Origin of the sequence: Sphingobacterium humi (assembly GCF_009768885.1) — a bacterium.
Lineage (GTDB): Bacteria > Bacteroidota > Bacteroidia > Sphingobacteriales > Sphingobacteriaceae > Sphingobacterium > Sphingobacterium humi.
Genome location: NZ_WSQA01000012.1, coordinates 132,271 through 155,545, shown reverse-complemented (window position 1 = coordinate 155,545; position 23,275 = coordinate 132,271). Strand labels below are relative to the sequence as shown.

At 43.2% G+C, this 23,275-nt stretch carries 18 protein-coding genes and 1 tRNA gene; 4 read left to right on the top strand and 15 right to left on the bottom strand.

Annotation, left to right across the window (positions count from 1 at the left end; translation table 11 throughout):
* Window positions 1–62: 62 nt before the first annotated feature.
* On the bottom strand, window positions 63–773 hold the full coding sequence (locus tag GQF63_RS15305; protein ID WP_160370109.1) for a DUF4397 domain-containing protein: 711 nt from the start codon (window positions 771–773) through the stop codon (window positions 63–65).
* 142 nt (window positions 774–915) lie between these two features.
* Here GQF63_RS15305 and GQF63_RS15300 point away from each other — a divergent pair, with 142 nt between their 5' ends.
* Entirely contained in the window at window positions 916–3,516 is a 2,601-nt protein-coding gene (locus GQF63_RS15300) for an FtsK/SpoIIIE family DNA translocase (protein ID WP_160370108.1), read from the top strand.
* Between the two features lie 2 nt (window positions 3,517–3,518).
* Entirely contained in the window at window positions 3,519–4,160 is a 642-nt protein-coding gene (lolA1, locus tag GQF63_RS15295) for an outer membrane lipoprotein periplasmic chaperone LolA1 (protein ID WP_160370107.1), read from the top strand.
* Window positions 4,161–4,500: 340 nt separating this feature from the next.
* Here lolA1 and uxuA read toward each other — a convergent pair whose 3' ends face one another.
* Window positions 4,501–5,673, bottom strand: coding sequence for a mannonate dehydratase (gene uxuA, locus GQF63_RS15290; RefSeq protein ID WP_160370106.1), 1,173 nt, complete (start codon window positions 5,671–5,673; stop codon window positions 4,501–4,503).
* A gap of 12 nt (window positions 5,674–5,685) precedes the next feature.
* Window positions 5,686–6,507: an SDR family oxidoreductase gene (locus GQF63_RS15285; protein WP_160370105.1), complete on the bottom strand. Its 822-nt coding sequence runs from the start codon at window positions 6,505–6,507 to the stop codon at window positions 5,686–5,688.
* 143 nt (window positions 6,508–6,650) lie between these two features.
* Between GQF63_RS15285 and GQF63_RS15280 the strand changes: the two genes are divergently transcribed.
* Both GQF63_RS15280 and GQF63_RS15275 read left to right on the top strand, forming a co-directional pair.
* Window positions 6,651–7,643, top strand: coding sequence for a sugar kinase (locus GQF63_RS15280; protein ID WP_160370104.1), 993 nt, complete (start codon window positions 6,651–6,653; stop codon window positions 7,641–7,643).
* Window position 7,644: 1 nt separating this feature from the next.
* Complete coding sequence (locus GQF63_RS15275) at window positions 7,645–8,292, top strand: beta/alpha barrel domain-containing protein (protein WP_160370103.1); 648 nt, start codon at window positions 7,645–7,647, stop codon at window positions 8,290–8,292.
* 4 nt (window positions 8,293–8,296) lie between these two features.
* Here the strand turns inward: GQF63_RS15275 and GQF63_RS15270 are convergent, their stop codons facing one another.
* The 12 genes from GQF63_RS15270 to GQF63_RS15215 all read right to left on the bottom strand — a co-directional run bounded on the left by GQF63_RS15270 (window position 8,297) and on the right by GQF63_RS15215 (window position 23,173).
* Window positions 8,297–8,953 carry an MgtC/SapB family protein gene (locus tag GQF63_RS15270; RefSeq protein ID WP_160370128.1) on the bottom strand — a complete coding sequence of 219 codons (657 nt, stop codon included), beginning with the start codon at window positions 8,951–8,953 and terminating at the stop codon, window positions 8,297–8,299.
* Between the two features lie 252 nt (window positions 8,954–9,205).
* Entirely contained in the window at window positions 9,206–13,483 is a 4,278-nt protein-coding gene (rpoC, locus tag GQF63_RS15265) for a DNA-directed RNA polymerase subunit beta' (protein WP_160370102.1), read from the bottom strand.
* A 75-nt stretch (window positions 13,484–13,558) separates the two neighbouring features.
* Window positions 13,559–17,353 (bottom strand): DNA-directed RNA polymerase subunit beta, encoded by a 3,795-nt coding sequence (gene rpoB, locus GQF63_RS15260; RefSeq protein ID WP_343031047.1) that lies wholly within the window; start codon window positions 17,351–17,353, stop codon window positions 13,559–13,561.
* A 177-nt stretch (window positions 17,354–17,530) separates the two neighbouring features.
* On the bottom strand, window positions 17,531–17,905 hold the full coding sequence (rplL, locus tag GQF63_RS15255) for a 50S ribosomal protein L7/L12 (RefSeq protein ID WP_160370100.1): 375 nt from the start codon (window positions 17,903–17,905) through the stop codon (window positions 17,531–17,533).
* Window positions 17,906–17,984: 79 nt separating this feature from the next.
* A complete protein-coding gene (gene rplJ, locus GQF63_RS15250) occupies window positions 17,985–18,503 on the bottom strand; it encodes a 50S ribosomal protein L10 (RefSeq protein WP_160370099.1) in 519 nt (172 codons plus the stop codon).
* A 2-nt stretch (window positions 18,504–18,505) separates the two neighbouring features.
* Window positions 18,506–19,204: a 50S ribosomal protein L1 gene (gene rplA / locus GQF63_RS15245; RefSeq protein WP_160370098.1), complete on the bottom strand. Its 699-nt coding sequence runs from the start codon at window positions 19,202–19,204 to the stop codon at window positions 18,506–18,508.
* A 22-nt stretch (window positions 19,205–19,226) separates the two neighbouring features.
* Window positions 19,227–19,670, bottom strand: coding sequence for a 50S ribosomal protein L11 (gene rplK / locus GQF63_RS15240; RefSeq protein ID WP_160370097.1), 444 nt, complete (start codon window positions 19,668–19,670; stop codon window positions 19,227–19,229).
* Window positions 19,671–19,914: 244 nt separating this feature from the next.
* A complete protein-coding gene (locus tag GQF63_RS15235; RefSeq protein WP_160370096.1) occupies window positions 19,915–21,126 on the bottom strand; it encodes an FG-GAP repeat domain-containing protein in 1,212 nt (403 codons plus the stop codon).
* 77 nt (window positions 21,127–21,203) lie between these two features.
* Complete coding sequence (locus GQF63_RS15230; RefSeq protein WP_160370095.1) at window positions 21,204–22,202, bottom strand: glycoside hydrolase family 18 protein; 999 nt, start codon at window positions 22,200–22,202, stop codon at window positions 21,204–21,206.
* Between the two features lie 118 nt (window positions 22,203–22,320).
* Window positions 22,321–22,866, bottom strand: a complete 546-nt coding sequence (nusG, locus tag GQF63_RS15225; RefSeq protein WP_160370094.1) for a transcription termination/antitermination protein NusG — start codon at window positions 22,864–22,866, stop codon at window positions 22,321–22,323.
* A gap of 18 nt (window positions 22,867–22,884) precedes the next feature.
* The gene (secE, locus tag GQF63_RS15220) at window positions 22,885–23,079 is read right to left on the bottom strand and encodes a preprotein translocase subunit SecE (protein WP_160370093.1); all 195 of its coding nucleotides are present in this window, start codon (window positions 23,077–23,079) and stop codon (window positions 22,885–22,887) included.
* Window positions 23,080–23,102: 23 nt separating this feature from the next.
* Window positions 23,103–23,173 (bottom strand) — tRNA-Trp (locus tag GQF63_RS15215).
* Between the last annotated feature and the right edge of the window lie 102 nt (window positions 23,174–23,275).

Here is a 23,275-nt window from a genome sequence, read left to right as displayed (position 1 = left end):
ATCCGCATAAAAAGAAGCCCCGGAACACTAATGTCCCGGGGCTTTTCTTTGCACAAGCGTAATTAAGAATGCTTAATTACCATAACTTTATATTCGGCACCCAAATACTCTTCCTCCCTTTTCTGCTCTACCGGAACAACAAACAAGGTATACACCCCTTTATTCTCCGGCACAAAGTTCAACAGAAGCTTGGATAGGTCGGTATTAAACTGAAACTCTACCGTAGCCACATCGTATTCCGCAAAGTCAGTCACCTGCTGTGCGCTTAAATTGAAGTTGGCCGGCATACTGCTCGTTCCCTTAATGGTTTTAAGCTGAAGCTTTCCGCCGTTTGAAAAATTCGCAAAACGAATCTTCGCCTTTCCCGATGCTGGCGCAATCATATCATCTTCCACCACCCTCACCTGCACCTGCTCCTTCCCATAGAAAAACAAGGAATAGACCTTATTTTTCACAAATTCATGTGCTCCACGGAACACTTCCTTATTCAAGGCTTTATTATGAAGTTGAATGTTTCTGCGTCCGTCGAATACGCCTTTATGACGAATGTAACCGCCAAGCTCGAAAGCCTCATCGCCGGCATTCATCACCTTATCGTCTACAATAAACTGCAAAGAAGCCGATTGCTCAACCGCATTAAAGGCCGCAAGCCCCGAAAAGCTTTGGCCCACGAAATCCATTTCTTTCGACAATTCATCCTTTTGACAGCTTAACAGCAACAAAACACCAAACATCAGGGACAAAACAAGCCTCAATCGCTTTATTATTAGCATAAGATTAAAATGAAATATTATTTTCATCGTATAACGAGTTTGGACAGCTTATTGCTACAAGTTAACACAAATCAAATCAATCAAGACAAACAATTCTACCAATTTTTTATAAGTTTGTAAGAAGAAAAAGCACGTCATTTGCATGGCTAAACTAAATACATTTAAAAACAGTAGTGGATCGACCGGGACAAAGAAGACAAAGAATACTACTTTATCCTATCAAAAACGAAGCACCCGAAAATCTTTCGACCAAATCAATTTCTCTGAAGGACAACGTAAAGGCCTCAAAATATTGGGGTTATTTCTGTTGTTATTGGCTGGATTATTTGCGGTAGCCTTTATATCTTACCTCTTTACCTGGAAGGCCGATCAAAGCTATATTGCCCAAACCAATGGGGGTTGGAGCACCTTGATGAGTACAGCCGATGAGCTGCACGACGAGAATACCGAGATTCCATTGGTCGAAAATAAACTGGGTAAGTTTGGCGCCTTGCTGGCCAACCAATTTATTTACGAATGGTTTGGCGTAGCTTCTTTCCTGTTTATTGTGGTGCTATTTGTGGTAGGCTACAAATTCCTGTACAAAAAATCATTGCTGCCGGTATGGAAAACCCTGCTTTATTGCGTGGTTTCTATCTTATTTCTATCGGTTACTTTCGGATTTATTCAAGACTTTATATACGATACCCCGCATATTCTGGAAGGTAAATTTGGCTTCTGGACAAACCAGATCCTCAAAGCGCAGGTCGGAATTGTGGGTACCGGCGGACTCTTGCTCTTCTTGTTATTAACGGCTTTGGTGTTGGTGTATAACTTCGACCTGAAGTTCTCGTTCCAAGGTGCCGGAAAAGACGATTTCGACGAGGATGCAGAAGAAGGGGAAGATTTTAGCGATGAATTGTTGGCAACCCAACAAAACAGCATTAACAAACGTAAAAACAACGAAGTTACTACCCATTCCTACAGCCACACAGCAACGGAGGCAGAACCGGATCCTGTAACGGAGCCTGAAGAGGAAGAAAACACCATCAGTATACCGCTGCAGGTGAATAATGTAAAAGCTGCGCCTGTAGTGAACACGGTGCGGGAGGAAGAAATTGCCTTAAGCATTGAAGAACCTGAGGAAATGGAAGATGAATTGGAATCCGTGGGCCCTGCCTTAACGGTAGAGAAGGTAATTGAGGAGAAACCCATTACAGCCAACGATTTGGTGGAGAAGTTTGGTGAATATGACCCTAAACTCGACCTTTCCGGCTATAAATACCCTACCCTAGACTTGCTAAAAGACTATGGAACCGGCAAAATAACCATCAACCAACAAGAGCTGGAGGCCAATAAAAACCGCATTGTAGAAACGTTACGGAACTACAGCATCGAAATTGAGCATATTAAGGCCACCATCGGCCCTACGGTTACCTTGTATGAAATCATCCCCAAACCTGGGGTTCGTATCTCCAAGATCAAAAACCTGGAAGACGATATCGCCCTAAGTTTAGCGGCCTTAGGTATTCGTATTATTGCCCCAATGCCTGGAAAGGGTACCATCGGTATCGAGGTGCCGAGCAGTACACCAGAAATGGTGTCTATGCGTTCTATTTTGGCTACCGAGAAATTCCAGAAAACAGAAATGGACCTGCCTATTGCCTTAGGTAAAACCATTTCCAATGAGGTTTATATTGCCGACTTGGCGAAAATGCCTCACTTATTGGTGGCAGGTGCCACAGGGCAAGGTAAATCGGTGGGGATTAACGCCATTTTAACCTCCCTACTCTTCAAGAAACACCCGGCCGAACTGAAATTCGTACTGGTGGATCCGAAGAAAGTGGAGCTTTCCCTGTTCAAAAAAATAGAACGTCACTTCTTGGCTAAGCTGCCGAATGAGGATGACGCTATTATTACCGATACCAAGAAGGTAATCAACACGTTAAATTCCTTGTGTATTGAAATGGATCAGCGTTATGATCTATTGAAGAACGCTCAAGTAAGGAATTTAAAGGAATATAATGTAAAATTTGTCAATAGACGATTAAACCCTGAGGAGGGTCATCGATTCTTACCGTTTATAGTTCTTATTATTGATGAGTTTGCCGATTTGATGATGACGGCAGGAAAAGAGGTAGAAACCCCGATTGCGCGTTTGGCACAGTTGGCCCGTGCGGTAGGTATACACCTGGTTATTGCAACGCAAAGACCATCGGTGAATATTATTACCGGTACGATTAAGGCGAACTTCCCGGCACGTTTGGCCTTCCGGGTATTATCTAAAGTCGATTCACGCACGATTTTAGATAGCGGCGGTGCCGATCAGCTGATTGGACGCGGGGATATGCTCTTAGCCACCGGATCTGACTTAATCCGTATCCAATGTGCATTTGTAGACACGCCGGAAGTTGATTTGGTATCCGATTACATCGGTTCCCAACGCGGCTACCCTTCTGCACATTACTTGCCGGAATATGTGGATCCGAACGGCGATGGCGACGCGATGGCCGATTTCGATCTTTCCGATCGCGACCAGCTATTCGAGGAGGCTGCCCGCCTGATTGTGATGCATCAACAAGGCTCAACATCTTTAATACAGCGTAAGTTAAAATTAGGTTATAACCGCGCTGGACGAATCATCGATCAATTGGAAGCTGCAGGTATCGTAGGTCCATTTGAGGGCAGCAAGGCACGCGAGGTGCTTTACCCGGATGAATATTCGTTGGAACAGTATTTGGAGACGTTAAGAAAAGAAAATTAAAGATGATTAGAATTTTACTGGCAAGTATCGCTTTCCTTTTTATAGGAAACGCCCAAGCACAAGATCAATACGCAAAATCCGTACTGGACGAAGTATCTATAAAATACGATGGTTACCAAACCATCCAAACAGATTTTACGTTTAAAGCCGTTCAAGCCGAAGGCGAGAACTACAGCAATAAAGGTAAAATGTATATGAACAAGGCCAAGCAGCAATATAAAATTGAACTGCCCAATCAAGACTTGATTTCCGATGGGAAAACCCAATGGTTTGCCGCCAAAGAAGATAAAACAACCGAGGTGTCGGAGGTAGACAACAGCAACGCTTCCATCGGCCCCAACAACATCTTCACCTTTTATAAAAGCGGATTTAAGTATGTAAGTTCAGACGATGAAACCGTAAAAGGGCTTGGCAAATTAACCGTGATCGAGCTTTCTCCGGAAGACACGAAACGCAATTATTTCAAGATTAAATTGCGCGTCAATAAGAATAAGCACATTCACGATGTCACTATTTTTGATAAGTCTGGTGCTCGTTATACTTATACGATTAACACCTTATACGTAAATAACCCCATTCCGGCCGCTACTTTCCAATACCAGAAAGCAAACTATCCGGGCTATGAACTGGTGGATTTACGCTAAACCAAATGTATTTTAAAAAGACAGAACCGGCCCACAAGCCGGTTCTTTTTTTTGCCTAGCTATTGGCTTAGCTTCCTAATAATTTCTTTTCCCATTGGTCTAAATACTACCTACTAAATACTGACTACTCACTAACTTTTCCCTTTTCACTCCCTTTTCACTCCCCTTTCTCACCCGTATCAATCCCCTTTGCAATGGGATTTGAAAGGGCTAAAAAAAGGATCATAAATAGGGGTGAATTAGACCCCTGTTGAGGTAGGTTTGCTGCAGATACAAAAGAAAAGGGCATCGATTCGCATCGAGGCCCTATATTGATATGAATTGCGTTTCTAGGGTTGAATTATTCGGCTTTTTTCGCACGAATGATACCGAGTTCCAAGCCGCGCAGCTCGGCCAGCCCACGAAGGCGACCAATAGCGAAGTAGCCTGGATTGGTAACCTTGTTCAGGTCGTCCAGCATTTGATGGCCATGATCGGGTCGGAAGGGGATAGCTTGTTTTCGGTTTTGGTTTTCCGCAACCAAGCCAAGCATCACCTTATACATATCCACATCGCCGTCTAAATGATCGGCTTCATAGAAAGAACCGATTTCATCGCGCTTCACATTCCGCAGGTGCACGAAATTAACCCGGTGTTTTACCTGTTCGAAAATGGCCGGAAGGTCATTTTTCGGGCCGGCACCCAAGGAACCGGTGCAGAAACAAATGCCGTTAAATTCGCCTGGCTGCTCATGGATGATGAAGTTTAGGTCTTCGGCATTGCTCACGATGCGCGGCAGCCCTAAAATAGGGTAAGGTGGATCATCTGGGTGGATGGTCATCTTAATACCGTTTTCCTCACATACCGCTGAAATTGCGTCCAGAAAATAAAGTAGGTTCTGCCGTAGGCCTTCAAATCCAATCTCCGCATACACGGCAATACTGGCTTTTAAAGAGTCCAGGGTGATATCGCTCTCGCCGGGAATACCCATCAAGACTACTTTTTCCAGTTCTTGACGCTCGGCGGAACTGAGGCGTTCGAATTTTTCTTTGGCAACTTCCCGGATGCTCATATCGTAATCTTGATGGGCATTTTCACGCTCTAGGATATAGATATCGAATATCGCCAGGTCAATCCAGTCGAAATACAAGGCTTTCGAGCCGTCTTTCATCACTAAATCAAGCTGGGTACGGGTCCAGTCTAATACCGGCATAAAATTATAGCATACGGTTTTGATGCCGCAGGCGGCCAGGTTGGCCAAAGATTGTTTGTAGCGTTCTAAATAAGCATCGGCATCGGCAGCTCGGGTCTTAATGGCTTCATGTACGGGTACACTTTCCACCACCGACCACACCAATCCGGCTTCTTCAATAATACGTTTCCGTTCCTGTATATCTTCCAATGGCCATACTTCGCCATGGGGAATATGATGCAAAGCCGTCACAATGCTGGTCGCTCCGGCCTGTTTAACGTCTTGTAAGGACACCGAATCGTTCGGGCCATACCATCTCCATGTTTGTTCTAAAAATTGCATAGTAAGCTTTATTTAAACCCCACACCAAGTATTGAAACCACCGTCTACGAATATGGTCTCGCCTGTTACAAATGCAGAGGCATCACTTAACAGGTAAACCAAGGTTCCTTCCAATTCCGAAGGATCGCCTAAACGTTGATAGGGCGTTCCGTTGATAAACTTTTGCGCACGGCTGGTATAGCTGCCATCAGGGTTGGTTAACAGAGCGCGGTTTTGTTCGGTTAAGAACACGCCCGGCGCAATGGCATTCACGCGTACCTTATCGCCATAGCGCAAGGCCAACTCGGAGGCCATCCATTTCGTAAACCCATCAATACCATGTTTGGCTACCGTATAGCCTAACACCCGGGTTAAAGGGCGGCTTGCAGCCAGCGAGGAGATATTGATGATGGCCCCTGCTCCTTTTTCGGCAATCACCTGCCCTAATATCAGGGTGGGAATAATGGTGCCGTATAGGTTCAGTTCAATCGCTTTGATAGTGTCTTGTATTTTATTGTCGAAAATATTCTGATCGTCACCAATGGTGGCACCAGGGATATTCCCGCCAACGGCATTCACAAGGCCGTCAATCGTTCCCCAATGTTGCAGAATACGTTCCTTTGCTTCCTGCACCGATCCTTCGTTCATCACGTCGCAAACCACGCCCAAGGCTTCAGCGCCCAACGCCTCTACCTGTGCCACGCGTTCGTCAATCTTGTCTTGACTGCGGCCTATGATACAAACTTTTGCCCCCGCCTCAGCCAAGGCATGCACGAATGACTTACCCAGGATGCCGGTTCCTCCCGTAATCACAATAACTTTATCTTTCAAGGAAAATTTATCTAGAATACTCATAGTTTCGGTTTGATTGTACTTTCAATAATAAGCAATTAAAACCGAATAAAACAACCTTAGCCTGAGTATAATTACGCTAACGTTTTCGGAGATATTCGATCGGAAACGAGCAAAAACAAGTATATTGCAGTAATTAAAAACCTATGCCACACGTATTATCATTCGGAGAAATATTAATTCGGCAGCAGAGCGTCGGCGACAGCTTTTTTGGCAGTCAGCAAAACTTATTGCGCATCTATCCTGGTGGATCGGAAGCCAATGTCGCCACTTCACTAGCCCTCATGGGAACCCCTGTGCAGTATGCATCGGCTTTCCCGGAAAATAAATTGAGTACAGAAATTTTAGCCTTACTGGAAGAAAAAGGCGTCGATTGCCAAAAATGCCTGCATATCGGCGATCGCCTTGGCGCTTACCTGCTGCTTTCGGCAAACGGGCTCAGTAAAGGCGAGGTCATCTACGATCGGAAGTATTCCAGCTTCAGCCAGCTGAAAGCGGAGGATATCGATTTTGATTGCCTGTTTGCGGATGTGGATTGGCTGCATTGGACGGCCTTAACGCCGGCATTAAACCAAGAAATGGCCGACTTAACCAAGCGATTATTGGAAGAGGCGAAAGCCCGGAATATTTATATTTCGGTCGATTTAAATTACCGCAATCGCCTGTGGCAGTATGGCAAAGAACCCTTGGAGATAATGCCGCCCTTATTAGACTATTGCCACGTGATTATGGGTAATATTTGGGCTGCGCATACCATGGTGGGCATTGCCCTGCCTGATCAGCTGGATAGAAACAGTGATATTCAGGAAATGATTGCCGCAGCAAATGTATCGGCAGCGGCTTTGTTCAGCAAGTATCCACAATTGGAGCACGTGGCCAATACCTTCCGCTTTATGGATAACCCGAAGCATAATCTATTCTTCGGTACTTACCATAACCGGCAGGAGCACACGGTTTCCCGAGTTTTTGAAACCTACGACATCATCGATCGCATCGGTAGTGGCGATGCCTTTATGGCGGGCTTCATTCATGCCCTGCGCCAAACTAAGGACCCGAAGCGCATTATTGATATCGCAACCGGTGCCGGATACCAGAAATTATTTGTGGAAGGAGATTTTGGAAATGGAAAATTTGAATAGCATGCAAAAAGAAGAAATTATACAGAAAATTGAAGCTTACCCGGTTATCCCGGTATTTTATCACGACGATTTAGAAACCTGTAAACAAGTGCTGAAGGCTTGTTACAACGGTGGAATCCGGGTCTTTGAATTCGTAAACCGCGGCCCTCAGGCCGAGCCTAACTTTAAAGCGCTGTACGAATATAAACAGCAGGAAATGCCCGACCTCACCTTGGGTATCGGAACGATTATGGATACCGACGCCGCCGAACGCTTCCTGGCGCTGGGTGCCGAGTTCTTGGTAAGCCCGATCTTTATAGCTTCCATAGCTAAAGTGGCCGAAGCCAACCATTGCCTTTGGATTCCAGGCTGCATGACGCCAACAGAGATTGCCAATGCAATGTTTGCGGGCTGCAACTTTGTGAAGCTTTTCCCGGGGGAAACCTTAGGAACAGGCTTCTTGAAAGGCATTAAGCCCCTGTTCCCGAGCATGAAGTTTATGCCAACAGGTGGTGTTGATGTCGCTGAAGATAATATCAAGAGCTGGTTTGCCGCTGGGGTTAGCTCGGTGGGTATGGGTTCCAAATTGTTTAAGCAACAGGATGGACAATACAACCTGACTGATATTGCTGCAAACTGCGAAAAGGTACTGGCTTGGGCCAAAGCCTAAGCCCCTATAAAGTAACTTCGGAAATGGAAGGATGTGCCATAAGGCATTGTTCGAAATCTTTAATCTTTGCCTTATCGATCAAGACTTCCATTGCTAAAACCAATCCCTCTTTATTGAGGGTTTGTGATTTTACTTTTAACTGCTTCACATAGGGCCTTAAATCATGAATAAACTGATCCCGATCGGCCAGCTGATGGGTATCGAACTTCACGGTGACTATCTTCACCAGGTTACGGAAGGCATAGCGGTTGAGGATAGGTCCGGAAATAATAACTGCAAAACAGGCAACCAAGAAGATCAACGCAATAACGAACATCCCGAAGCCGATGGCCATCCCCACGGCCGCCGACATCCAGATAATACTGGCGGTGGTAAGTCCATTCACATTGACGCCGTCTTTAAAGATGACACCGGCACCCAAGAACCCAATTCCGGAAACCACATAAGAGGCAATCCGGGTAGCATCTTCGGAATCGCCAGCACCCAGCTTCAGCGATAAAATTGAAAATAACGTACTGCCCAAACATATAATAGAAATGGTTTTAAATCCAGCCGATTTATCTTTCCATTCCCGCTCGAAGCCCAGTACGAAGCCCGCCGCCAAAGAAAAAATAGCCTTCAATAAATCATTCCAATCAAATACCAATTGATCTGTTATCATCTCAATATTCATAAATACAGTAAAACTCCCTTCAATATAAATTATATACTAATTAACAAAAAATAAATAATTACTTCACATTAAACCCTTAGCAAGGCTTTTGGTTTGTTACACTTGAACATTCGGGTTTTGTAAAAAAGAAAATGGTCTGGATTTCAATAGAAATCCAGACCATTTATAAGTTGTAAAACCGGATGCGAACCGTAGGGCTGAATACCCTAACCCGCTACATACGCGATTCTATATGATTTACTAGTCTTCTTCTTTCGACGCTAGTAATTGATCGTACTCTTCACGAGAACCTACGATGATGTTGCTGTACTGACGTAAACCGGTACCTGAAGGAATCAAGTGACCAACAATTACGTTTTCTTTCAAGCCTAATAAATCATCGCGTTTACCTGCGATTGCAGCCTCATTTAACACCTTGGTTGTTTCCTGGAAGGAAGCCGCAGAGATAAATGATTTCGTACCTAAGGAAGCTCTTGTGATACCCTGTAATAACGGGCTTGATGTTGCTGGAATCGCATCGCGAACCTCAACCAATTTCAAGTCTTGACGTCTAAGGCTTGAGTTCTCCTCACGTAATTTACGTAAAGTTACAATCTGTCCTGGACGTAAAGTTTTAGAATCACCGGCATCAACGATTACTTTCTTGTCATACAAGGAATCGTTTTCTTCCATGAAGTCCCACTTGTTTACAGCTTCTTTTTCTAAGAAACGTGTATCTCCTGGATCCTCGATATTCACTTTCTGCATCATTTGGTGAACGATGGTTTCAAAGTGCTTATCGTTGATTTTTACCCCTTGTAAGCGGTAAACCTCTTGGATACCATTTACGATATATTCTTGAACGGCAGCCGGGCCTTTGATCGATAAGATATCTCCAGGAGAAATCTGACCATCTGACAATGGCATACCTGCTTTGATAAAGTCGTTATCTTGTACTAAGATGTGTTTCGAAAGTGGTACCAAGTATTTCTTCACTTGACCGTCACGAGACTCGATAGAGATCTCACGGTTACCACGTTTAACACCTCCTAAGGATACAACACCGTCGATTTCTGTTACTACAGCTGGGTTAGATGGATTACGAGCCTCGAATAACTCCGTTACACGAGGAAGACCACCCGTGATATCGCGGGTCTTACCTGTAGAACGAGGAATCTTAACTAATACCGCGCCTTCTTTCACCTTCTGTCCATTGGATACCGAAACGTGGGCACCTACCGGGATATTGTAAGAACGGATGATTTCGCCTTTGTTATCCAATACCTTAATCATCGGGTTTTTCGTTTTATCACGAGTCTCGATAATTACTTTCTCTTTGTGACCGGTTTGCTCATCAGACTCCTCACGGAAGGTAACTCCTTCAATGATAGCATCAAACTCAACCTTACCAGCAAACTCAGAGATAATCACGGCATTATATGGATCCCAGTCAACTAATTTCTGACCTTTCTCAACGCTATCGCCTTCTTTAACGAATAAGTTGGAACCGTAAGGGATGATTTGTTGATACATCACCTTGTTTTCGGCATTTACCACCTTAATCTCTCCAGAACGACCTAATACAACTTGGTATGGACCATCTTCACCTTCTTTTTCAACGGTACGTACGTTTTCAAACTCTACGCGACCATCGTATTTAGAGATGATGGAAGATTCCGCAGCGATGTTCGATGCCGTACCACCCACGTGGAACGTACGAAGTGTTAACTGCGTACCTGGCTCACCGATAGACTGCGCTGCAATTACACCGACAGCCTCACCTAATTGAACACGCTTACCAGAAGCTAAGTTACGGCCATAACAACAAGCACATACCCCACGCTTAGACTCACAAGTCAATACCGAACGGATTTCAACACCTTCAATACCGGCTTGCTCAATAGCTTCCGCTACTTCTTCTGTAATATCATCGTTTGCTGCCACGATAAGCTCGTTGGTTTCAGGGTGTACCACATCATTCAATGGCGTACGTCCTAAAATACGATCGTATAATGGTTCAACGATATCATCGTTATCTTTTAATGCTGTTGTATAGATACCACGTAAGCCGTTACAATCTTGCTCCACAACAATCATATCTTGTGCAACGTCATGTAAACGACGCGTTAAGTAACCCGCATCCGCCGTTTTTAACGCCGTATCCGCAAGACCTTTACGCGCACCGTGGGTAGAGATAAAGTACTCTAATACGGATAGACCTTCTTTAAAGTTAGACAAGATCGGGTTTTCGATAATCTCACCACCGGAAGTACCAGACTTCTGCGGCTTGGCCATCAAACCACGCATACCACATAACTGACGAATCTGCTCTTTCGAACCACGGGCTCCAGAATCCAACATCATGTATACCGAGTTGAAACCTTGGTTATCGTTGGAAAGAATATCCATTACGTGCGCTGTCAAGCGGTTGTTGATACGTGTCCAAATATCGATGATCTGGTTGTAACGTTCGTTGTTAGTAATGAAACCCATGTTATAGTTATTCATTACTTCTTCCACCTCGTTAGTTGCTTGTTGAATAAGATCCGCTTTTGCAGCAGGGATATTCAAATCTTGCAAGTTGAAGGAAAGACCACCTTTGAAAGCGGTTTGGAAACCTAATTCCTTCATATCATCCAAGAATTTCGCAGCACGAGCCATACCCGTATTCTTCACGATTTCACCGATGACATTACGAAGGGATTTCTTCGTCAACAACTCATTAATATAACCAACTTCCTCCGGAACAATCTGGTTAAAGATTACACGTCCTACGGTCGTATCGATAATAGCGTCTTTAAATTCGCCTTCTTTGGTTTTGATTTGCGTCTTAACCTTGATGAAAGCGTGCAGATCTACTTTATTTTCGTTTAATGCGATAATAACCTCTTCTGCAGAATAGAACGTACTTCCTTCCCCTTTCATAACAAGGGTATTGTCAGTTTTACGTCCTTTTGTGATGTAGTACAGACCCAATACCATATCCTGCGAAGGAACCGTTACTGGTGATCCGTTCGCCGGGTTAAGGATGTTGTGAGCTGCCAACATTAAGATTTGGGCTTCCAAAATTGCGGCATTACCTAAGGGTAAGTGCACCGCCATCTGGTCACCGTCAAAGTCGGCGTTGAACGCTGTACACACTAATGGGTGTAATTGGATGGCTTTACCTTCTACCAAGGTAGGTTGGAAAGCCTGAATACCCAAACGGTGAAGCGTAGGCGCACGGTTAAGTAATACAGGGTGACCTTTCAATACGTTTTCAAGGATATCCCATACTACCGGATCTTTACGATCTACAATCTTTTTAGCTGATTTTACGGTTTTAACAATACCTCTTTCGATCATCTTACGGATGATGAATGGTTTGTACAACTCGGCAGCCATATCTTTAGGAAGACCACACTCATGTAATTTCAAGTGCGGACCTACCACAATTACGGAACGAGCAGAATAATCCACACGTTTACCTAGTAAGTTCTGACGGAAACGACCTTGCTTACCTTTTAAGATATCCGATAAAGATTTTAATGCACGGTTACCTTCGGTTTTAACGGCATTTACTTTACGGGAGTTATCGAATAAGGAGTCAACCGCTTCTTGAAGCATACGCTTCTCGTTACGTAAGATTACTTCCGGCGCTTTGATTTCGATCAAACGTTTCAAACGGTTGTTACGGATGATCACACGACGGTAAAGGTCGTTTAAGTCGGAAGTCGCGAAACGACCACCATCCAAAGGCACTAAAGGACGTAATTCCGGTGGAATAATCGGCACGATTTTCACGATCATCCATTCCGGACGGTTTTCAATATGGTCATTGGCACCACGGAAAGCTTCAACTACGTGTAAGCGTTTTAAGGCTTCGTTTTTACGTTGTTGTGAAGTTTCATTAGCAGCCTGATGGCGTAAGTCGTAGGATAACTGATCTAAGTCAAGACGTCTTAACAAGTCTTCCAAAGCTTCAGCACCCATCTTCGCCACAAATTTCTGCGGATCGGTATCATCCAAGTACTGGTTTTCTTTTGGAAGGGTATCCAAAATATCCAAGTACTCTTCTTCCGTTAAGAAATCCATGTAAGAGATCCCATCTTCTTCTTTGATACCTGGTTGAATAACCACATATCTTTCGTAGTAGATGATCATATCCAATTTCTTGGTAGGAAGACCTAATAAGTAACCAATTTTGTTAGGTAAAGAACGGAAGTACCAAATATGGGCAACAGGAACCACCAAGTTGATGTGTCCCATACGCTCACGACGTACTTTCTTCTCCGTTACTTCCACCCCACAGCGGTCACAAACAATCCCTTTATAACGGATACGTTTGTATTTACCACAGTGACATTCGTAGTCTTTTACTGGACCGAAAATACGCTCGCAGAATAAACCATCACGTTCTGGTTTATACGTACGGTAGTTGATCGTTTCTGGTTTAGTAACTTCACCGCTAGAGCGCTCCAAAATAGTTTCCGGAGAAGCTAAGCTGATCGTAATCGATGTAAAGTTACTTTTGATTTTATTATCTTTTTTGTAAGACATACTTCGTAAAAAGTTATAGCTGTATGTGAAAGCTTTAGCGGACTGGAAGGCCCGCTAAAGCTCTGTATTGCTTGATTAATCCAATGTGATATCTAACCCTAAGCCGCGTAACTCATGTACCAATACGTTAAACGATTCTGGTACCGAAGGAGTAGGTAAGTTATTACCTTTAACGATAGCTTCGTAGGTTTTAGCACGTCCGACAACGTCATCCGATTTCACGGTCAAGATCTCTTGTAGGATATTGGAAGCACCGAATGCCTCTAATGCCCACACCTCCATCTCACCAAAACGCTGACCACCGAACTGTGCCTTACCACCTAATGGTTGTTGTGTAATCAACGAGTAAGGACCAATAGAACGAGCGTGCATTTTGTCATCTACCATGTGTCCTAATTTCAACATGTAGATTACCCCTACGGTGGTAGGTTGGTCAAAACGCTCACCTGTTAAACCGTTGTATAAGTAGGTACGACCTGATTTCGGTAAAGCTGCTTTCTCTACCCATTCTTCTACCTGATCCATTTCTGCACCATCGAAGATAGGAGTAGCAAATTTAACGCCTAATTTCTGACCTGCCCAACCTAATACAGTCTCATAGATCTGTCCAAGGTTCATACGCGATGGTACCCCTAGTGGGTTCAACACGATATCAACTGGCGTTCCATCTTCCAAGAACGGCATATCCTCATCACGAACGATACGTGCCACAATACCTTTGTTACCGTGACGACCCGCCATCTTGTCACCCACTTTCAATTTACGTTTCTTCGCCACGTAAACTTTAGCCATCTGCACAATTCCTGATGGAAGCTCATCACCCACAGAGATCGCGAATTTCTCACGCTTGAATGCACCTAGCTCCTCATTCATTTTGATGCTGTAGTGGTGTAATGCGTATTTGATCAATTCGTTTTTGTCATCATCCGTCGTCCAACCGGTAGGATTTACGTTGTTGTAATCCAAGTCGGTTAAGATCTTCTGGGTGAATTTAGCACCTTTCGCTACTAAAAGCTCTTTATATACGTTGTAAATACCTTGGCTTGTTTTGCCGTTTACAATGGTAAATAACTTGTCTACTAAACGATCTTTTAATACTTTCAAGTTACGCTCGTGCGCTACTTCCAATTTTTCCAACGCTTTGCGTTCTACTTCTTTGGACATTTTCTTCGCACGGGAGAACAATTTCGTATCGATAACAACCCCTTTAATGGATGGAGGCGTTTTTAAAGACGCATCTTTCACATCACCGGCTTTATCACCGAAGATCGCACGTAATAATTTCTCTTCTGGTGAAGGATCAGATTCCCCTTTCGGTGTAATCTTACCGATCAAGATATCACCTTCGCCAACCTCAGCACCGATACGGATAATACCGTTTTCGTCTAAGTCTTTGGTAGCTTCTTCCGAAACGTTCGGGATATCTGCCGTTAATTCTTCCTCACCACGTTTTGTATCACGTACTTCCAATTCAAATTCTTCAATGTGAAGGGAAGTAAATAAATCTTGAGATACTACACGTTCCGAGATTACAATCGCATCCTCAAAGTTGTATCCTTGCCAAGGCATGAACGCTACTTTCAAGTTACGACCTAAAGCTAACTCGCCATTTTCAGTTGCATAACCCTCACATAGTACCTGACCTTTTAATACTTTCTGCCCTTTTCTTACGATAGGCTTCAAGTTGATACAGGTATTCTGGTTGGTTTTCTTGAATTTGGTCAATTTGTACACTTTGATGTCATCATCAAAAGATACCAAGCGTTGGTCTTCGGTACGGTCGTAACGGATATGGATTTCTTGTGCATCCACATACTCTACCGTTCCGTCGCCTTCCGCATTGATCAATGTACGGGAGTCAGACGCTACACGCGCTTCCAAACCAGTTCCTACTACCGGCGCTTGCGGACGTAACAATGGCACCGCTTGGCGCTGCATGTTCGATCCCATCAAGGCACGGTTGGCATCATCATGCTCCAAGAAAGGAATCAAGGAAGCAGCGATCGATGTAATCTGGTTAGGAGCAACGTCCATATAGTCTAATTTCTCAGGCTCGATAATCGGGAAGTCACCCTCGTATCTCGCTTTCACTTTCGGATCTAAGAAATTACCTTTATCATCATATAAGGCATTTGCCTGTGCAATGGTTTTATCGTCTTCATCTTCTGCAGAAAGGTAAACAACAGGCTCATCAACCACTACTTTACCATCTCTAACTTGACGATAAGGCGTTTCGATAAATCCTAAGTTGTTGATTTTCGCGTGAACAGAAAGCGAAGAAATCAAACCGATGTTTGGACCCTCAGGAGTCTCAATGGTACATAGACGACCATAGTGTGTGTAGTGAACGTCACGAACCTCGAAACCTGCGCGCTCACGAGAAAGACCACCCGGACCTAAGGCTGAAAGACGACGCTTGTGCGTAATTTCCGCCAATGGGTTGGTTTGATCCATAAACTGCGAAAGCTGGTTGGTTCCGAAGAAGGAGTTAATTACGGATGATAATGTACGTGCATTAATCAAATCCGTCGGAGTAAACACCTCGTTATCGCGAATGTTCATACGCTCTCTGATGGTACGCGCCATACGCGCTAAACCTACGCCAAACTGCGCGTATAATTGCTCACCTACCGTACGAACACGACGGTTAGATAAATGGTCAATATCATCCACTTCCGCTTTAGAGTTGATCAAGTTGATCAAGTACTTCACGATAGCGATAATATCTTCACGCGTTAATACCTTGGTTTCCGAAGCGGTATCCAAGTTCAATTTACGGTTAATGCGGTATCTACCCACATCCCCTAAATCATAACGCTTATCCGAGAAGAACAAACGATCGATGATACCACGTGCAGTTTCCTCATCAGGTGGTTCAGCGTTACGTAATTGACGGTAGATGTGCTCCACCGCTTCTTTCTCAGAGTTTGATGTATCCTTTTGTAAGGTATTGTATATAATCGAATAGTCCGCATTGTTCGCCTCATCTTCTTTAGCAAGGATAATAGATTTTACCCCAGCTTCGATGATTAGGTCAATGTGGTCTTCTTCTAAAATAGTTTCACGTTCAAGGATGATCTCGTTCCGATCAATCGATACCACTTCTCCGGTATCCTCGTCTACGAAATCCTCTGTCCATTTATTTAATACCCTAGCCGCTAAACGACGACCAATGTATTTCTTTAAGCCCGATTTGCTAACTTTTACTTCGTCGGCCAGGTCAAATAATTCCAGGATATCTTTATCCGAATCAAAACCAATAGCGCGTAGTAAGGTAGTTACCGGGAATTTTTTCTTACGATCGATGTATGCATACATCACGTTATTCACGTCTGTAGCGAACTCAATCCAAGATCCTTTAAAAGGAATAACCCTAGCAGAATAAAGTTTCGTACCATTTGTATGTCTACTTTGTCCGAAGAACACACCAGGTGAACGGTGTAATTGAGAAACGATTACACGCTCAGCTCCGTTGATCACGAAGGTACCTTTTGGGGTCATGTACGGAATTGTACCTAAGTACACATCTTGTACAATGGTTTCGAAATCTTCGTGTTCCTCATCATTACAAGACAACTTCAATTTGGCCTTTAAAGGTACGCTATACGTTAAGCCACGCTCAATACACTCTTGGATGTCGTAACGCGGTGGATCGATGAAATAATCCAAAAACTCTAGCACAAAGATGTTTCTTGAATCAGAAATAGGGAAGTTTTCGGCGAAAACCTGATAAAGCCCCTCCTGATGGCGGTTGTCGGAAGTAGTTTCTAGTTGAAAAAACTCCTTGAAAGACTCCAGTTGCACATCCAAGAAATCCGGGTAGTCAATAACCTTCTTACTTGTCGCAAAGTTTACTCTTTCTTTTTGCATATTATTGTTTGCCAAGGGAATAAGAATTTAGTTTAAAAAAACTGAGCTAACGTTTTGCTGATTTGGTCTGCCGATCGCACGTCAGCAGTCGTGGGATCCATACTTTTTATTATAAACAGGAATAGACTCTGATAGCTATTGTTATCAGAGTCTAAACTTTTGGTGCTTTATGCGAGATTACTTAATCTCAACAACAGCTCCAGCTTCTTCTAGTTGTTTTTTCAAAGCTTCAGCTTCGTCTTTTGTAACACCAGCTTTTAATTCTTTAGGTGCACCGTCAACTAAGTCTTTTGCTTCTTTCAAACCTAAACCAGCTAAATCTTTAACTAATTTCACTACAGCTAATTTCTGACCACCAGCTTCTTTCAAGATTACATCAAAAGATGTTTTCTCTTCTGCAGCAGCAGCACCTTCAGCGGCAGGAGCAGCAACAGCTACAGCAGCAGCAGCAGGCTCAATACCGTATTCGTCTTTAAGGATATCAGCTAATTCTTTAACTTCTTTTACTGTTAAGTTCACTAACTGTTCAGCAAGTTGTTTTAAATCTGCCATTTTATTTTGAATTTTGAATTTTCTTTAAAAAATATTGTTAATAAAAATTGCAACGAACTTCTTGTTAGAAGAGGGTTCGTTATCCTCTTTCTTCTAATGCTTTTACTAAGCCTGAAATTGTATTTCCACCCGATTGAAGAGCAGAGATAACATTCTTCGCAGGAGATTGAAGTAAAGCGATAACGTCTGCGATAAGTTCCTCTTTAGATTTAAGATTCACTAAAGCATCAAGTTGGTTGTCACCTACGAAAGCAGTTTCTTGAATATATGCTGCTTTCAATTTTGGTTTTTCACCATCTTTACGTAATTGCTTAATCAATTTTGCAGGACCATTTCCGGTTTCCGAGAACATCATAGTCGATGCTCCTTTCAACACGTCGAAAAGCTCTGCAGAATCAACACCCGCTTCTAATAAGGCTTTCTTAATCAAAGTGTTTTTCACCACTTGGATCTCGATTCCTTGCTCGAAACATTTACGACGAATGTTATTCACTTTTTCAACAGATAAATCAGCAGTGTCTGTAATATAGAAATTACCGTAGGATTTAATCTGTTCGGCTAAAGCTTGAACGATGTCTTGTTTTAGTTCTTTTTTCATGATTAAATTCCCGCTACTGATTTAGTCTCAATATGAATACCAGGACTCATTGTTGAGGAGATGTGAATACTTTTGAAGTACGTTCCTTTTGCTGCAGACGGCTTCAAACGCGAGATAGTTTGTAGTACCTCTAAGGCGTTATCGTAAATTTTATCTGCATCGAAAGACACTTTACCCACTGAAGTATGGATGATACCGGTTTTATCCACTTTGAAATCGATCTTACCACCTTTAACCTCTGTTACAGCTTTACCAACTTCGGTCGTTACTGTACCAGTTTTCGGGTTAGGCATTAAGTTTCTTGGACCTAAAATACGACCCAATTTACCTACTTTCGCCATAACACTAGGCATTGTGATGATAATGTCAACGTCAGTCCAACCACCTTCGATTTTGCTGATGTAGTCGTCAAGACCTACGAAATCGGCACCTGCTGCTTTAGCTTCTTCTTCCTTGTCTGGAGTACACAATACTAAAACGCGAACAGTTTTACCAGTTCCGTGCGGTAATGTTGCGATACCACGCACCATTTGATTTGCTTTACGAGGATCTACGCCCAAACGAACGTCGATATCCACTGAAGCATCAAATTTGGTGGTTGTAATTTCTTTTACTAAAGCCGCAGCTTCTTTCAAAGAGTACGCTTTACCAGCTTCAATTTTGGATAGTGCCGCTTTTTGATTTTTTGTTAATCTAGCCACTTTCTTAAACTGATTTCGTTAATTAATTTTTCCAAGGAGCATCACCAGAAACAGTGATACCCATACTACGCGCTGTACCCGCTACCATTTTCATGGCAGATTCTACGGTAAATGCATTCAAATCTGGCATTTTATCTTCCGCGATCGTTTTTACTTGATCCCAAGTAACCGAAGCTACTTTTTTACGGTTAGGCTCTCCTGATCCGCTTTTCAACTTGGCAGCGTCTTTTAATTGTACTGCAACAGGAGGAGTTTTAATGATAAAATCAAAAGATTTGTCGGCATATACAGTGATAACAACCGGCAATACTTGTCCCGGTTTGTCTTGCGTACGAGCGTTAAATTGCTTACAGAAATCCATGATGTTCACACCTTTAGCACCTAATGCAGGTCCTACTGGAGGAGATGGATTCGCAGCACCGCCCTTCACTTGTAATTTTACTAACGCACTGACTTCTTTTGCCATTTTTTTTGTGATTTAATTTGTTAAATGTTTGTTAGTAAGTTGGAAGCAATAACGTAACATTTAGTTTTTCGCTCAGATAGAAACAGCGTTTCACACACAAACGAGGTGCAAAGATATATAATAATATTGAGATACTAAAAGATTTTTCACTTTTTATTGGTGGGTATTTCAAAGAAATGAATTTTAGTTGAATTAAGCAAGAATAAAATTGCTTTTATGGGAAACCTACAGGATTTCAGCCGGATTACTTACCCAGCAATAAACGAACCTGCCCGCCCCAGGCACCCACCACCATATCGGTCTTCCCATCGCCATTCACATCGCCCGTGGCTATTCCCCAGGCACGTTCTACCGTGGTTTTAGGAATCACCTCTTCGGTCGCCCATTCAAACTGACCCTCGCCATTATTTCGTAAAGCCTGCATTTGATAAGCTTCAAAAGGTGGAATCTTCAATACACTCAGGATGATATCCACATCGCCGTCCTGATCATAATCGAAGACATGGGCCGCATAAGTGGAAAAGGTATAACTAGGAATACGTTGTGCAGTTTCATCGATAAACTTTCCATCACCTTGGTTGATAAATAAGCGTCCTGTCGGGTCTCGCTCAGTCTTGCCTCCATTGCTGGTCAAGTTGGCATAAAACAAATCGAGCAAACCATCGCCATTGGCATCCAGGCTTATCACCTCCCGCGTATGGATAGGTTCCTTGGTCTGCAAAGCCACTTCCCTTTCGGTAAATACGCCTTTGCCATCGTTAAAATACAAGCGACTCGGCGGGCCTTCATTTCCCACCGCCATATCCAAATCGCCATCCCCATCCAGGTCTAGCAATTTCAACGATTGCGTAAAATCTGTATGTGCCGGCAGATCCTTGGAGGCATCGATAAAATACCCCGGTTTTTGCGGGTTGTTTAGCCAGAGGAAGTTCGCCGGCGCATCGCCGGTATTGCCAATTACGATATCCACAAAACCATCTCCGTTCACATCGCCAACATCCAGGCCATTGCCTTCACTCTTTGCCAGCAAGCGATCAGACACATCCTCAAACGTACCATCGCCCCGGCCCAAGTAATACTCATGCTGCTGGTCATCTTCCGCAACAATAATCACATCCACAAAGCCATCCTGGTTAAAGTCGGCCAGCCGCACATGTTCTGAATCGTGGGAAGCCTTTTTAAAAACATCCTTTTTCCATTCAAACTTCCCCTCCCCCAAATTTATGTATAGCCGATTGGGTTCCTTTTCCAAGGCCAATATAATATCCAGCAGCCCATCGCTGTTCACATCGGCCAAAGCCACATCTAAGGCGTGGGTTTTCGGATCAATAGGCAAATGTGTTTGTGTTACTTCGGTAAAATAAACTGATTCATTCGCTTTATCTTGACCATGGCAAGCCTGGCTCATACTCATAAACAATACAAAAAGAAAGGAAAGCTGCACGGGGAAATTCATAAGCGAAATATTTAACAAAAAACACTTTAAAAGATAGGGTATCCATCTATTAAACAAAAAACAAGGCAAAAAGTTTCTTATTGCAAGCCCTCATACAACGCTTTGCTCAGGGTCAAGTCATCTGCATCGCCATAAAATTCCCAATACATGGCCCCTAGTAAGCCTTGTTCTTTTATATAGGCCGCCTTTAATTTTAGCGATTCCAAGTTTTCAAAAGTAAATACCAAATTGCCCTGCTTATTTACGAGGTAAGGCACTTTAGCCTGCTCGTCCCAGCGCTCGTCAAAGCCGGTTAAGCTTCCATAGTCCCGGAACAGCACAAAATCAGGTACTTCTTTCTTATCACCGCGACCATAAAACGGGATGCCCATCACCAGCTTTTCCTTTTTCATGCCCGCCTTCAGATGAGCTTGCAGGCATTCCTCCAAGGTAATCTTTCCGGAAAGGGGCGAACGGAATAAACTATTGTGCAATAAGGGCGGCTTGTTGACATCATACATCATCATATTAACAAAGTCGATAACAGGATCGATGGCCTTGAAATCAATGTATTGTGCATCGGCCACTGTGGCCAAAGTCAACAGTTTCTTGTTGCCAATTGCTTTGCGAATATCCTGCATCAATAAGGTGAAATTATCGGTATCCTCGGGCGAGGAAGAGATATCGGCCTCACTACTGGTCGGATATTCCCAATCGATATCAATGCCATCCAGGCCAAACTCCTGAACAAGGCGTTGGCAATCTTTGGCAAAGGCTAAGCGATTGGCCTTATCCGCGGCCATTTCACTAAAGCGACCTGCGCCCCAGCCGCCAATCGATAGCAAAATCTTCAGCTGCGGGTGTTTCTTTTTTAAACCTACCACCTCATGCAATCGCGGTTCATTACGCACAATCACCCCATTAAAGGTTTTGTTCACCACGCCAAAGGCATAATTAATATGGGTAATCAAAGTAGGATCTGGAAGCGGCTTGGTATTGGCCGTCACATAGGAAATAATAAAAGGTTTTTGTTGTGCCCGAACAGCAACTAGCGAACAGCAGAAACAAACGAAAACAAGCAAGGTAATGCGTTTCATAAATAGGGGTTTAGCATGCTTAGTTAAATTAGCAAAAACCTATGAAAAAAGAAAAGGTCGAACATGGTTCGACCTTTATATTTCTAAATACTAAGTACTAAATACTGAGTACTACAGCTTACTCTTTCTCAACCTGCATATAGTTCAGTTCCAGTGGAGTTTTCCGACCGAATACTTTCACCATAACGGTTAATTTTTTCTTGTCTTCGTGTACTTCTTCAATTTCTCCAGTAAATCCGTTGAACGGCCCGTCATTTACTTTCACTGTTTCACCAACATAGTAAGGAACGCTGATGGTTTCGCCTTGCTCGGCCATTTCATCTACCTTACCTAAGATACGGTTCACTTCGGCAGGACGTAAAGGGATTGCATTTCCTGCTTTATCACCTAAGAAACCGATGACACTATTTACATTTTTAATTGCGTGTTCAATCTCTCCGTCCAATGCTGCTTCGATCAAAACATATCCAGGGTAATAGTTACGCTCTTTGGCCACCTTTTTACCGTCACGCATTTGGTAGTATTTTTCCATCGGGATTAATACTTGCGTAACCAAGTGTTGAATGCCTAAGCGATTAATTTCTGCCTCTAAATATTGTTTTACTTTCTTCTCTTTACCGCTTACAGCACGTACCACGTACCATTTTAAACTTTGATCTGCCATAATGATTGGATTAGAAAATTAGGACGCTATACCATAAAGTAACTCCATAATGTTACTTGAAGCTTTATCCATTACTAAGATAACAATCGCAATAATCAAAGAAGCGATCAATACTACGACCGCATGATTTTGCAATTGAGACCAAGTAGGCCAAGTCACTTTCTCCGTAATCTCTACGTAAGAGTCTTTAATAAAATCAAGTACTTTTGCCATTTATAAGTTTTCTAAGTTAATTGCACGGGCACCAGGATTCGAACCCAGATCAAAGGTTTTGGAGACCTCTATTCTACCATTGAACTATGCCCGTGTAGATTTTTTTGATGTTGCAAATATAGGCTTTAAACCGCATTACAACAAATATTATTTCACTTTTTTGCGCTTTTTAGCGGCTGTTATTTGTTGAGAAAAA